Genomic DNA, 13,444 nt, shown 5'->3' on the forward strand with positions numbered 1-13,444 from the left:
CGTAGCCGGCCCCGCCCAGGCCCGCCACTGCACCGACCGCCCCGAGAAAGGCCCTGGACCCACCATGAACGCCCACCCCAACGGCATCGTCCCGCCGCGCGGCCCGGAGGAGTCCGACCGGACCCTCCACTACGCCGGTCCGGCGACCTTCGGCCGAGTGCCCCGGCTGGACGAGGTCGACAACACCGACATCGCCGTGGTCGGCGTACCGTACGACTCGGGCGTCTCCTACCGGCCCGGGGCCCGCTTCGGCGGCAACGCCATCCGCGAGGCGTCGCGCCAGCTGCGCCCGTACAACCCGGCCCAGCAGGTCTACCCGTTCCACTTCGCCCAGGTGGCGGACGCCGGAGACATCACCGCCAACCCGTACAACGTCGAGGAGGCGGTGGAGACCATCGAGGCCGCCGCGGACGAACTGCTCGGCACCGGCGCGCGGTTGATGACGCTGGGCGGCGACCACACCATCGCCCTGCCCCTGCTGCGTGCCGTGGCGCGCCGGCACGGTCCCGTGGCTCTGCTGCACTTCGACGCCCACTTGGACACCTGGGACTCCATCTTCGGCGTGCAGTACGCCCACGGCACGCCGTTCCGCCGCGCGGTCGAAGAGGGCATCCTCGACACCTCGGCCCTGTCCCACGTGGGCATCCGAGGGCCGATCTACCATCAGGACGACCTGGCCGAGGACGCCAAGCTGGGCTTCGGCATCGTGAGCTCCGCGGACGTGATGCGACGCGGCGTCGACGAGGTGGTCCAGCAGCTGCGCGAGCGCGTCGGCGAACGCCCGCTCTACATCTCCGTCGACATAGACGTCCTCGATCCCTCGCACGCCCCGGGAACCGGCACCCCGGAGGCCGGCGGTCTCACCTCACGCGAACTGCTCGAGATCATCCGCGGCCTGTCCGACTGCCGCCTGGTCTCCGCCGACCTCGTCGAGGTTGCCCCCGCCTACGACCACGCCGAGATCACCTCCGTCGCCGCCTCCCACGTCGCCTACGAACTCGTCACGATCATGTCCCGCCAGATGGGTCCGGCCCGCTGGGGGGCCAAGTAACACCCGCCGAAGACGGCTCCGGCACTCCTCCCGGCTGTCACGCTTGGTTACTATGCTCATGAACGCGAGACAGATGGGCGAGGGGACCTTCGAGGATGCTGAGAGAGGTCGCTGCAACCCGCTACGTCGCACCCCTCCGCTCCGGTGGCTCCGTCCCCGGCGTCGTCGAGGCCGACGACCTCGGCACGTACGTCGTGAAGTTCACCGCTTCGGCACAGGGGCACAAGGCGCTGGTCGCCGAGGTGATCGTCGGCGAGCTCGCCCGCGCGCTCGGCCTGCGCTTCCCCGAGCTGGTCCTCGTCCACTTCGACCCCGCGATCGCCGCCGAGGAGCCCCACCAGGAGGTGCGGGAGCTGCACGGCGCGAGCGCGGGCGTGAACCTCGGCATGGACTACCTGCCGGGCGCCTGCGACTTCACCCCGGAGATCGCGAGGAGCTTCCCCGTGGACCCGCTGGAGGCGGGCCGGATCGTCTGGCTGGACGCGCTGACCGTCAACGTCGACCGCACGGTCCACAGCTCCAACCTCATGGTCTGGCCGACGCTCGGCACCGTACCGCCCCGCCTGTGGCTCATCGACCACGGCGCCGCCCTGGTCTTCCACCACCGGTGGGACACCACGGCACCGGGCAAGAAGTACGACTTCCGCCATCACGCGCTCGGTCACTACGGCCCCGACGTCCGCGCCGCCGACGCGGAACTGGCTCCCCGGGTGACCGAGGAGCTGCTGCGCGGGATCGTCGCGGAGGTGCCGAAGGCCTGGCTCGCCGAGGACGCCGGGTTCGCGACGCCGGACGACGTCCGGGACGCCTACGTCGACTACCTCCTCGCGCGCGTACGGCTCTCGCCCGAGTGGCTGCCCGGCGACTTCCCGAGTCGAGAGGAACTCGCGGCCGAGGAGGCCGCCCGCGCGCAGAAGACACAGGCGGGCCGCCCGGACTGGCTCAAGCGCGTCCCCGACCTGCACGGCAAGCCGGCGGCGGAACAGGACTGGTCGGTGCACCTGGGATGAGGCACATCGGATGACTTGGCGCGTTCAGATCGAGTACTGCACACAGTGCCGCTGGCTGCCCCGTGCCGCCTGGCTGGCGCAGGAGCTGCTCACCACCTTCGAGGCCGAGCTGACCGAGCTGTCGCTCAAGCCCGGCACCGGGGGCGTCTTCGTCGTCCGGGTGAACGACGAGGTCGTCTGGGACCGGCGCGAGCAGGGCTTCCCGGAGCCCACGGCGGTCAAGCGCCTCGTACGCGACCGAGTGGCCCCGGGAAAGCCCCTGGGCCACTCGGACAGGACCGCGTAGGCGTCAGCCCTTGAGCTGCTCGTACGCCGGCAGGGTGAGGAAGTCGGCGTAGTTCTCGTCCAGGGAGACCTTCAGCAGCAGGTCGTGGGCCTCCTGCCAGTGGCCGGCGGCGAAGGCCTGCTCGCCGATCTCCTGGCGGATGTTGGACAGCTCCTCGGCGGCGACCTTGCGGGCCAGCTCGGGCGTGGCCCTGTCGCCGTTCTCGAACTCGACGCCCGCGTTGATCCACTGCCAGATCTGGGAGCGGGAGATCTCGGCGGTGGCCGCGTCCTCCATCAGATTGAAGATGGCGACCGCGCCGAGCCCGCGCAGCCAGGCCTCGATGTACCGGATGCCGACCTGGACGGCGTTGACGAGACCGTGGTACGTCGGCTTCGCCTCCAGCGAGTCGATCGCGATCAGGTCGGCCGCCTCGACGTGCACGTCCTCGCGCAGCCGGTCCTTCTGGTTCGGCCTGTCGCCGAGGACCTTGTCGAAGGACTCCATGGCGATCGAGACCAGGTCGGGGTGGGCGACCCAGGAGCCGTCGAAGCCGTCGTTCGCCTCGCGGTCCTTGTCGGCGCGGACCTTCTCGAAGGCGACCTTGTTGACCTCCGCGTCCTTGCGGGACGGGATGAAGGCCGCCATGCCGCCGATCGCGTGCGCGCCCCGCTTGTGGCAGGTGCGGACGAGGAGTTCGGTGTACGCCCGCATGAACGGGGCCGTCATGGTGACCGCGTTGCGGTCCGGCAGCACGAACCTGGCGCCGCCGTCACGGAAGTTCTTGACGATGGAGAACAGGTAGTCCCAGCGGCCGGCGTTCAACCCCGAGGCGTGGTCGCGGAGTTCATAGAGGATCTCCTCCATCTCGTACGCCGCCGTGATCGTCTCGATCAGGACGGTGGCGCGGATGGTGCCCTGCGGGATGCCGACGTAGTCCTGCGCGAAGACGAACACGTCGTTCCAGAGGCGCGCCTCCAGGTGCGACTCGGTCTTCGGCAGGTAGAAGTACGGGCCCTTGCCGAGGTCCAGCAGCCGCTGGGCGTTGTGGAAGAAGTACAGGCCGAAGTCGACGAAGGCACCCGGGACCGGCGCACCGTCGGCGTCGACCAGGTGCCGCTCGTTCAGGTGCCAGCCGCGCGGGCGCATGACGACCGTCGCCAGCTCCTCGTTCGGCCGGAGGGCGTAGGACTTGCCGGAGTTCGGGTCCGTGAAGTCGATGTTCCGCGTGTAGGCGTCGATCAGGTTGAGCTGGCCGAGGACCACGTTCTCCCAGGTGGGCGCGGAGGCGTCCTCGAAGTCGGCGAGCCAGACCCTCGCGCCCGAGTTGAGCGCGTTGATGGTCATCTTGCGGTCGGTGGGGCCGGTGATCTCGACGCGCCGGTCGTTCAGCGCGGCCGGGGCCGGGGCGACCTTCCAGGAGTCGTCCGCGCGGATCGCGGCCGTCTCGGGGAGGAAGTCGAGCGTGCAGGTGCGGGCGATCTCGGCGCGGCGCTCGGCCCGGCGGGCGAGGAGTTCGTCACGGCGCGGGGTGAACCGCCGGTGCAGCTCCGCCACGAAGGCGAGCGCCGCGTCCGTGAGGACCTCCTCCTGCCGGGGCAGGGGCTCGGCGTCGACGATGGCCAGCGGGGACGGCGCTGGTGCGGACATGAGCTGTCACTTCCTTCAGCGGTGGCACCGGGTGCCTAGTGGCACGAATAGGGCGAACAGCGCCGACTGTGCGGGCAGGCGCTTCTGAACAGTGGATAGTAGTTTCCTCATTGTGGAACTTCAATGGTTTGTTGATGTCGAGATTCTCTGAGTCGAGGCAAGGTGGCGCCCAGTGCCACCCCCTTCACTCAAGGTGGCGCAGGTCGGCCTCGGTGTCGATGTCGTACGGCTCGGCCACGTCCGCGCACTCCACGAGCCGGATCCGGCCGGCGTGCTCCTTCAGGTAGTCCCGCGCCCCGCGATCCCCGGTGGCGCTCGCCGCGATGCCCGCCCAGTGGGCCGCGCCGAAGAGGACGGGATGCCCGCGCATGCCGTCGTAGGCGGCCGAGACCAGCGATTTCTCGTCCACGTAGGCGCCGAGCACCCGCGCCACGGCCGCCACCCCGATGCCCGGCTGGTCGACCAGGCTGACCAGGGCGGCCCTGGCCCCCGTACCGGCCAGCGAGGCCAGCCCGGCCCGCAGCGAGGAGCCCATGCCCTCGGCCCAGTCGGGGTTGTCCACGAGTACACAGCCGCGCAGCTCGGCCCGCTCGTGGACGTCCTCCGCCCGCGCTCCCAGGACGACGTGGATCCGGCCGCAGCCGGCCGCGCGCAGCACCCCGACCGCGTGCTCGACCAGGAGGCGCCCTCGGTGCTCCAGTAGTGCCTTGGGCCGTCCGCCGAGCCGTCTGCCCCCGCCGGCGGCGAGCAGCAGCCCGGCGACCTCTCCGCGATGGTTGTCCGTCATGCGTCCTGCATACCTGACGGGGGAGGCGGCGGCCGGTTTCCTTGGGCTGAATTTCGGTCCGCGCGGTGGCGCTCCCGGACGCGGTGGCGTTTACTGGCCCGCGCACGACGGCGTGTGAGGGGGAGGCTGTGTTGCGGAGCTTGGGGCAGAGGCCAGTGACCGGCAGAGACGAGGACTCGCGAGTGGCGGAACTGCGGACCGCGGTGTCCCGGCTGCGCCGCGAACTCGCCGCGCTCCCGGCCGACTTCCCCGACCGCGCCATAGCGGAGGACGAACTGGCGGCCCTCGCGGCGATGGCGGCGGGCGGCCGCCCCGAGATCCCCCGCCTGCGCAGCTCCCTGTTACTGATCGCGGGCGCGATCGGCTCGGTCAGCGCCTTGGCGAGAGGACTGAGCGGGGTCCGGGAGGCTGTGGACCTCTTCGGGGAGCCGATGCAGCGGGGGTGAGTGCGGCTGCCTAGGCGCCCGAACTCGCAAGTGCCTGGGACAGCTCAAGGGCAATCTGCTGCAGGACAGGCACGATCTTCTCGGTCGCCTCTTCGGTGACCCGCCCGGCCGGCCCGGAGATGGAGATCGCCGCAGCCGTCGGAGACTCCGGCACGGACACCGCGAGGCACCGAACCCCTATCTCCTGCTCGTTGTCGTCGACGGCGTACCCCAGCCGCCGTACATCCTCCAGCGCGGCCAGGAACCCCTCGGGCGTGGTGATGGTCTTCTCCGTCGCGGCGGGCATCCCCGTACGGGACAGCAGCGCCCGCACCTCGTCGTCCGGCACCCCCGCCAGCAGCGCCTTGCCCACGCCGGTGGAGTGCGGCAGCACCCGTCGGCCCACTTCCGTGAACATCCGCATCGAGTGCTTCGACGGCACCTGAGCCACGTACACGATCTCGTCGCCGTCCAGCAGTGCCATGTTCGCCGTCTCGCCGGTCTCCTCGACCAGCCGTGCGAGATACGGCCGCGCCCACGTGCCGAGCAGCCGGGACGCCGACTCGCCGAGGCGGATGAGCCGGGGGCCGAGCGCGTAGCGCCGGTTCGGCTGCTGGCGGACGTAGCCGCAGGCGACCAGCGTGCGCATCAGCCGGTGGATCGTCGGCAGCGGCAGCCCGCTGGTCGCGGACAGCTCGCTCAGGCCGACCTCGCCGCCCGCGTCCGCCATCCGCTCGAGCAGGTCGAAGGCGCGCTCCAGGGACTGGACCCCGCCCGCGGCGGAGGACTTGGCGGAGTCGGTGGTGCTGGCGCTGGACGTCGGCACGGCGCGTTCCTTTCGGGACTGGCAAGAGATGAGAAGCCTACCCGGCGGCCGGTTGACTCCCTGCTTGTACGTAGCTACGTTCTGCTTGCTGGAATTGTAATTCCGCTTGGTGGAAACGTCCAGAGTGGGTGCGGTCGGGCGCTGCCCAGAAGTGTGCCCCTTGACGGCGGAGAAGTCGGGGTGAAGACTCCTTCAACAGAACGTTGAAATCCGTTACGTGGGTGTAAATCCCGTTTCTGAGGCGTAAAACGGCGGTACAGAGAGGGGTCCGGGTGTCCGAGGCTGAACTGGTCCTGCGTTCGACGCGCGTCATCACTCCGGAAGGGACACGGGCCGCCACGGTCACCGTGTCCGCCGGGCGGATCACGGCCGTCCTGCCGTACGACGCGGAGGCCCCGGCCGGTGCCCGGCTGGAGGACCTCGGCGACCACGTGCTGCTGCCCGGCCTGGTCGACACCCACGTACACGTCAACGACCCGGGCCGTACCGAGTGGGAGGGCTTCTGGACCGCCACCCGCGCGGCGGCGGCCGGCGGCATCACCACGCTCGTCGACATGCCGCTCAACTCCCTCCCGCCCACCACGACCGTCGACAACCTGCGGGTGAAGCGGGACGTGGCCGCCGGCAAGGCGCACATCGACGTGGGCTTCTGGGGCGGCGCCCTGCCGGACAACGTCAAGGACCTGCGCCCGCTGCACGACGCCGGTGTCTTCGGCTTCAAGGCGTTCCTGTCCCCGTCCGGCGTGGACGAGTTCCCGCACCTCGACCAGGACCGGCTCGCACAGTCCATGGCGGAGATCGCCGGCTTCGACGGCCTGTTGATCGTGCACGCCGAGGACCCGCACCACCTCGCCGCCGCCCCGCAGCACGGCGGCCCCAAGTACGCCGACTTCCTCGCCTCCCGCCCGCGCGACGCCGAGGACACGGCCATCGCGAACCTCATCGCGCAGGCCCGCCGCCTCCACGCGCGCGTGCACGTGCTGCACCTGTCCTCCAGCGACGCGCTGCCGCTGATCCGCGCCGCCCGCGCCGAGGGCGTCCGGATCACCGTGGAGACCTGCCCGCACTACCTCACCCTGACCGCCGAGGAAGTCCCGGACGGCGCGAGCGAGTTCAAGTGCTGCCCGCCCATCCGCGAGGCCGCCAACCAGGACCTGCTGTGGGAGGCGCTGGCCGACGGCACCATCGACTGTGTCGTCACCGACCACTCGCCCTCCACCGCCGACCTGAAGACCGCCGACTTCGCCACCGCCTGGGGCGGCATCTCCGGCCTCCAGCTCAGCCTCTCCGCCGTATGGACCGAGGCACGCGCGCGTGGCTACGGCCTGGAGGACGTCGTGCGCTGGATGTCCGCGAGGACCGCCGCTCTGGTCGGCCTCGACGCGCGCAAGGGCGCCATCGCCCCCGGCCGCGACGCCGACTTCGCCGTCCTCGCCCCCGACGAGACCTTCACCGTCGACCCGGCCGGCCTCCAGCACCGCAACCGGGTCACCGCGTACGCCGGCAAGACCCTGTACGGCGTCGTGAAGTCCACCTGGCTGCGCGGCGAACGCATCGTCGCGGACGGCGAGTTCACCGCGCCGAAGGGCACCCTGCTCGCCCGCCCCCGGTAAGCCACCCCCACCACCCGAACCGGCCGACTCCCGAAAGGACCCCCTGATCACCGTGACGGCGCTGCATCAATCTTCTTCGGCTCGCTTCACCGGCGACGCGAATCCCTACGGAGGCGGCGACCCGTACGCGGACTACCGCACCGCCGATTTCCCCTTCACCCGGTACGCCAATCTCGCCGACCGGCAGCTCGGCGCCGGTGTCATCGCCGCCAACGACGAGTTCTTCGCCCAGCGGGAGAACCTGCTGGTACCCGAGCCCGCCGAGTTCGACCCCGAGCACTTCGGGCACAAGGGCAAGGTCATGGACGGCTGGGAGACCCGCCGCCGGCGCGGGGTCTGCGCCGAGCACCCCTGGCCGACCGCCGAGGACCACGACTGGGCGCTGGTCCGCCTCGGCGCGCCCGGGGTGATTCGCGGGATCGTCGTCGACACCGCCCACTTCCGCGGCAACTACCCGCAGGCGGTCTCGATCGAGGGCACGTCCGTACCCGGCTCGCCGTCCCCGGAGGAGCTGCTGGGCGAGGGCGTGAAGTGGACGACGATCGTCCCGCGCACCGCCGTCGGCGGCCACGCGGCCAACGGCTTCGAGGTCACCGTCGAGCAGCGCTTCACCCACCTGCGGGTCAACCAGCACCCCGACGGCGGCATCGCCCGTCTGCGGGTGTACGGCGAGGTGGTCCCGGACCCGGAGTGGCTGGCGGTCCTCGGCACCTTCGACGTGGTCGCGCTGGAGAACGGCGGCCGGGTCGAGGACGCCTCCAACCTCTTCTACTCCCCGGCCACCAACACCATCCAGCCGGGCCGCTCCCGCAAGATGGACGACGGCTGGGAGACCCGCCGCCGCCGCGACCAGGGCAACGACTGGATCCGCTACCAGCTGGCCGCCCGGTCGCAGATCCGCGCGATCGAGATCGACACCGCCTATCTGAAGGGCAACAGCGCAGGCTGGGCGTCGGTGTCGGTGAAGGACGGCGAGCAGGGCGACTGGACCGAGATCCTGCCGCGCACCCGCCTGCAGCCCGACACCAACCACCGCTTCGTGCTCCCGGAGCCCGCGGTCGGCACGCACGCGCGGATCGACATCTTCCCCGACGGCGGCATCTCCCGCCTGCGCCTGTTCGGCTCCCTGACCGAGCAGGGCGCGGCCGGCCTCGCCGCCCGGCACCAGGAACTGGGCGGCTGACCCACCCCGTACCCGCGTGGGGCGCCCCGGCCCGGACAGCACCGAGGCGGTCCGCGCGTCACCCACAAGGACCCGTTTCCGGACCTCTGGAACTTACGGGTCCGTCTCCCGCGTTCTCCCCGCGTGACCCTTCAGCAAGAGATCGTCGGCAACGCCATGCAGATGGCGGTCGTCAACCTGCAGCCCGGCCAGACCGTGTACTGCGAGGCCGGAAAGTTCCTGTTCAAGACGACGAACGTGACCATGGAGACGCGCCTGTCCGGCCCGTCCGGAAACGGCGGGCAGCAGGGCCAGGGCGGCGGGGCCGGCGGCATGGGTGGACTGCTCCGCCAGGCCATGGGCACCGCCATGCAGGTGGGCCAGCGCATGCTCGCCGGCGAGTCGCTGGCATTCCAGTACTTCACCTGGCAGGGCGGCCAGGGCACGGTCGGCTTCGCCGGCGTGCTCCCGGGCGAGATGCGGGCCCTGGAACTCGACGGCACACGCGCGTGGTTCGCCGAGAAGGACGCCTTCGTGGCCGCCGAGTCCACCGTCGACTTCGGTATCGCCTTCGCCGGCGCCCGCACCGGCATGAGCGGCGGCGAAGGCTTCATCCTGGAGAAGTTCACCGGGTACGGCACGGTGATCATCGCCGGCGCGGGCAACTTCATCGACCTCAACCCGGCGGACTTCGGCGGGCGCATAGAGGTGGACACCGGCTGCGTGGTGGCCTTCGAGGAGGGCATCCAGTACGGCGTCCAGCGCGTCGGCGGCCTCAACCGCCAGGGGATCATGAACGCGGTGTTCGGCGGCGAGGGCCTGTCCCTGGCCACCCTGGAGGGAAACGGCCGGGTGATCCTGCAGTCCCTCACCATCGAGAGCCTCGCCAACGCCCTGAAGAAGGCCCAGGGCGGCGACAAGCAGGGCCCGACCGGCGGACTGTTCTCCACGCACGCCGGGTGAGGTGCCGTACGGACCACCGATGAGTTGCGGGTGCGGACGGGGTCTGAGGTGGTGACACAGACCCCGCACCAGGAAGCAGGCACCCGTCATGGGCAAGCTCGTCTCCACGATCTTCGTCACGCTCGACGGCGTCTACCAGGCGCCCGGCGGCCCCCAGGAGGACCCCCGGGGCGGCTTCGAGCACGGCGGCTGGAGTTTCCCGTTCGGCGACGACGACTTCGGCCGGTTCATCAACGAGGTCTTCGACCGCCCCGCCGCGTTCCTCCTCGGCCGCCGTACGTACGACATCTTCTCGGCGTACTGGCCGAAGGTGACCGACCCGGCCCACCCCATCGCCTCCAAACTGAACGCCCTGCCGAAGTACGTCCCCTCGTCCACCCTCACCGACCCCTCCTGGTCCGGCACCACGGTGCTCGGCGGCGACCTCGCCAAGGAGGTCACCGCCCTCAAGGAGCGCATCGACGGCGAGCTCCAGGTGCACGGCAGCGGCGCCCTCGCCCAGTCGCTGCTGGCGCTCGACCTGATCGACACCCTGCACCTGCTGACCTTCCCGGTGGTGCTCGGCTCGGGCCTCCGCTTCTTCGCGGAGGGCGCGGTGCCGACGAGGTTCCGGCACGCGGGCGGCCGCATCACCGCCGCCGGTGTCTCCATCCAGTCCTACGACCTGGCCGGGAGGCCGCGCTACGGCACGTACGACCTCCCGGAAAGCGCCTAGCCGAAGATCGTCCTCGCCGGTACGGTGATCGCGCCCCGTGCGAGCCGCCGCCGTCTCCGCACCCCCTTCCGGAGACCGGGAGAGCCGCCCCATGTCGTCGATCGCCGTACCGGGTGCCGCCGTCGCGCCCCGCCGTGCCTGGCGCACCGACCTGCCCGTCCTCCTCGTCGCCGGCTGCTGGGGTGCCAGCTATCTCGCGGCCAAGGACATCACCACCGCCCGTACCGTCCTCGCGGTGCTGGTGCTGCGGTTCGCGCTCGCCGTGCCCGTCCTGGCCGTCGCCGGCCGCCGCGCCCTGCGGACGCTCACCGGCGCCCAGTGGCGCGGCGCGGCCCTGCTCGGCCTGATCCTCAGCGGGATCTTCCTGCTGGAGACCTACGGCGTGGTCCACACCTCGGCGACCAACGCCGGTCTGATCATCAGCCTCACCATGGTTTTCACCCCGCTCGCCGAGGCCTGCGTCACCCGCACCCGGCCCACCCCGGCCTTCCTCGGCGCGGCACTGCTGTCGGTGCTCGGCGTCGTCCTGCTCACCCAGGGCGGCGGCTTCACCCGGCCGAGCACCGGGGATCTGCTGATGCTGCTCGCCGCGCTCGCCCGTACCCTGCACGTCCTCGCCATGTCCCGGCTCAGGGCCGTCCAGGGCGCCGACGCGCTGCCGCTGACCACGGTCCAACTCGGCGCGTCCGTCGCCGTCTTCGCCCTGCTGTCGGCCGTCTCGGGCGGTCCGGCGCCCTGGGCGGTCGCGGCCGGGTTCACCGCCCGGGACTGGGCGGGGCTGCTCTTCCTGTCCGCGCTGTGCACGGTGTTCGCCTTCTTCGTGCAGATGTGGGCGGTCCGCCGCACCTCACCCTCCCGGGTCGGCCTGCTGCTCGGCACCGAGCCGCTGTGGGCCGCCGCGGCGGGGATCGCGCTGGGCGGGGAACGGCTCGGCGCGCTCGCTCTCGCGGGCGGTGCGCTGGTACTCGTGGGCACCGCGTGGGGGCGCAGGACGGCAAGATGAGGTGTGGAGTTCTCGATGCCGCGGCGAGCCATCCGAGGGATGATGCCGCGCGTGCCTGACCAGCGCCGCAGGTGGGGGTGGTCGTAGCGCACGAGGGCCTGCGGCCGCCCGGACACTCACCGAGTCGATGGCGCACCGCGACCAGTCCGGCTCACCCTGGGCGCCGAGTTCGTCGAGGATCGGAAGACGAAGCTTGGCCCGCACCCGAGCCTGCGACCTCCCACAACCCGTCCGGCCGTTGCCACCGCTCGGGACAATCCCGTCCTGCTGCTCCTCGCGTAGTTCTTCTACGGCGTCGGCGTCGACACCGCGACCAATTCCTGGACTCGCTGAGCCGGAACCGACCTCGGGCCCGTACCGGCAACGCGGTCCCACGACAGCCGCCGGCGCAGCGGGGCAGCACTGATCGTCCGCTGCCCAGTCTCCGTGATCTCGTCAATGCTCAGATATCCCATGTCCGCCTCCGGGGAGCCGATCATTCCGCCCCCGGGGAGCTTTGTACTCCCATAGTTTCTCAATCAACAATCAAGAAGAGGCCTCGACGTTCTCAACAGGACCACATGACAAAGGTCTTGCGTCGACTCGATCCTCCTGACAGTGTTCGATGGCCGGTTCTCGACATTGCGTCCCGGGGGAGACTCGATGTGCTGCGCCTTTCCTATTGCCCATGACCGCTTTACCCTTCCTCGATCCGTGGTTCGCCGAGCTGTCTGATCATCCGCAGCTGGATGCGTCGCTGGAGAGGAAGAGCGATGGACCAAATCTCTGCATCCACACAGAAGCCGATACAACGTCACTACCGGCGCCCGGACTCGTACCCCGGTGGCCTCTTATCGGAGATCATCCAGGTACCGATAAGCCGAATCATGGTCGCGGGTTCACTCCGTGCGGGCGGGGTGGATCCACGGCACATCGATGCGCTTGCCGAGGTGTGCTCAGAACTCCCGCCGATCGTGATCCACCGCAAGACGATGACCGTCATCGACGGCGTGCACCGGCTCAGGGCGGTGGAGAACAGCGGCGCCACACACATAAGTGCTGTGCTGTTCAACGGTGACGAGCGAGAAGCCTTCGTGCTCGCGGTCAAGCTGAACAGCAACCACGGACTGCCACTCTCCCTGGCCGACCGCAAGGCCGCGGCCCTCCACATGCTTGCCGACTTCCCGGAGTGGTCCAACCGGCGGCTGGCGGGGGTCGTCGGTCTGTCGGACAAGACCATCGCGGCGCTCAGGCGGCGGTCGGGTGCGGAACTTCCGCACCCGACCACCGTGCGACTCGGCCGTGACGGGGTGGCCTACCCGCTTGCGGCGGCCGAGGGCCGCAGTCGCGCGCTGGTGTATCTCGCCGCGCATCCCGACGCGTCCGCGCAGGAGGTGGCGCGTGCCGCGGGCATCTCGCTCACCACGGCAAAGGACGCGCGGAAGCGGGCGCGCGCCGCCCAAGGCGAGCCGCAGACGACGGTGCGGCCGGACGACGGGTCGGCCCAGGAGCGCGGAGCCGGCCACCCCGCGGTCGAGTCGGACGGCGGGTCGGACCAGGAGGGCCGGCCCTGCCACCCCGCGATCGTGAAACGTCCCAGGGCGCACCCGACGTGCGCCGACCTGTCACTGGCGGTCCGGCGGTTGCGGGCCGATCCCTCGCTTCGGTTCACCGAGGTGGGCCGGAAGCTGCTGCGGACACTCGACCCCTCGGCCACGCAGCCGCACGACTGGGCGGCGATGGCCGGCAGCCTCCCGATGCACTGCGCGCCACTGATTGCCGAGCTGGCTCGGCACCACGCCGAGAGCTGGCAGCTCCTGGCCGAGTCGTTGACGGAACGGATTAATTCCCGAGAGACTGACGCATAGGTTTTCGGCCGGTTCGGCCAGTGCCGTTTCCGACGCCTTCGGTGCGGCACCTCCGGTTGATTCCGTCGATATCGTCGTCCTACTTCTTCCAGACTCTTCCGTTGGCATCTTCCCGTGAGATCCGCTG

13 protein-coding genes are annotated in these 13,444 nt (G+C 70.6%); 10 read left to right on the plus strand and 3 right to left on the minus strand.

Features of this window, described 5'->3' with window-relative positions:
* Positions 1-64 precede the first annotated feature (64 nt).
* The 3 genes from speB (at position 65) to ACWCQS_RS37390 (ending at position 2,347) form a co-directional block, all read left to right on the plus strand.
* Entirely contained in the window at positions 65-1,051 is a 987-nt protein-coding gene (gene speB, locus ACWCQS_RS37380) for an agmatinase (RefSeq protein WP_388635456.1), read from the plus strand.
* A gap of 95 nt (positions 1,052-1,146) precedes the next feature.
* Positions 1,147-2,061, plus strand: a complete 915-nt coding sequence (locus tag ACWCQS_RS37385) for a HipA family kinase (protein ID WP_451008611.1) — start codon at positions 1,147-1,149, stop codon at positions 2,059-2,061.
* Between the two features lie 10 nt (positions 2,062-2,071).
* Positions 2,072-2,347, plus strand: coding sequence for a SelT/SelW/SelH family protein (locus ACWCQS_RS37390; protein WP_388635438.1), 276 nt, complete (start codon positions 2,072-2,074; stop codon positions 2,345-2,347).
* Between the two features lie 3 nt (positions 2,348-2,350).
* On the opposite strand, the gene aceB is transcribed toward ACWCQS_RS37390, so the two are convergent.
* Positions 2,351-3,976: a malate synthase A gene (gene aceB, locus ACWCQS_RS37395; protein ID WP_451008612.1), complete on the minus strand. Its 1,626-nt coding sequence runs from the start codon at positions 3,974-3,976 to the stop codon at positions 2,351-2,353.
* Positions 3,977-4,160: 184 nt separating this feature from the next.
* Positions 4,161-4,763, minus strand: coding sequence for a nucleotidyltransferase family protein (locus ACWCQS_RS37400; RefSeq protein ID WP_451008613.1), 603 nt, complete (start codon positions 4,761-4,763; stop codon positions 4,161-4,163).
* A gap of 128 nt (positions 4,764-4,891) precedes the next feature.
* On the opposite strand from ACWCQS_RS37400, the gene ACWCQS_RS37405 reads away from it, so the two are divergent.
* Entirely contained in the window at positions 4,892-5,209 is a 318-nt protein-coding gene (locus tag ACWCQS_RS37405) for a DUF5955 family protein (RefSeq protein ID WP_451008614.1), read from the plus strand.
* A 10-nt stretch (positions 5,210-5,219) separates the two neighbouring features.
* On the opposite strand, the gene ACWCQS_RS37410 is transcribed toward ACWCQS_RS37405, so the two are convergent.
* Positions 5,220-6,014 (minus strand): IclR family transcriptional regulator, encoded by a 795-nt coding sequence (locus ACWCQS_RS37410; protein WP_451008615.1) that lies wholly within the window; start codon positions 6,012-6,014, stop codon positions 5,220-5,222.
* Positions 6,015-6,286: 272 nt separating this feature from the next.
* On the opposite strand from ACWCQS_RS37410, the gene allB reads away from it, so the two are divergent.
* From allB to ACWCQS_RS37440, 6 genes are all read left to right on the plus strand, one after another.
* Positions 6,287-7,627 (plus strand): allantoinase AllB, encoded by a 1,341-nt coding sequence (allB, locus tag ACWCQS_RS37415; RefSeq protein ID WP_451008616.1) that lies wholly within the window; start codon positions 6,287-6,289, stop codon positions 7,625-7,627.
* A gap of 43 nt (positions 7,628-7,670) precedes the next feature.
* Positions 7,671-8,810, plus strand: a complete 1,140-nt coding sequence (gene alc, locus ACWCQS_RS37420) for an allantoicase (RefSeq protein ID WP_451008698.1) — start codon at positions 7,671-7,673, stop codon at positions 8,808-8,810.
* A 123-nt stretch (positions 8,811-8,933) separates the two neighbouring features.
* Positions 8,934-9,752: an AIM24 family protein gene (locus tag ACWCQS_RS37425; RefSeq protein WP_451008617.1), complete on the plus strand. Its 819-nt coding sequence runs from the start codon at positions 8,934-8,936 to the stop codon at positions 9,750-9,752.
* Positions 9,753-9,840: 88 nt separating this feature from the next.
* A complete protein-coding gene (locus ACWCQS_RS37430; protein WP_451008618.1) occupies positions 9,841-10,467 on the plus strand; it encodes a dihydrofolate reductase family protein in 627 nt (208 codons plus the stop codon).
* 91 nt (positions 10,468-10,558) lie between these two features.
* The gene (locus tag ACWCQS_RS37435; RefSeq protein WP_451008619.1) at positions 10,559-11,470 is read left to right on the plus strand and encodes a DMT family transporter; all 912 of its coding nucleotides are present in this window, start codon (positions 10,559-10,561) and stop codon (positions 11,468-11,470) included.
* Positions 11,471-12,399: 929 nt separating this feature from the next.
* Positions 12,400-13,317: a transcriptional regulator gene (locus ACWCQS_RS37440; protein ID WP_451008620.1), complete on the plus strand. Its 918-nt coding sequence runs from the start codon at positions 12,400-12,402 to the stop codon at positions 13,315-13,317.
* The last annotated feature ends 127 nt before the right edge of the window (positions 13,318-13,444 follow it).

Source organism: Streptomyces sp. NPDC002076 (assembly GCF_053593835.1).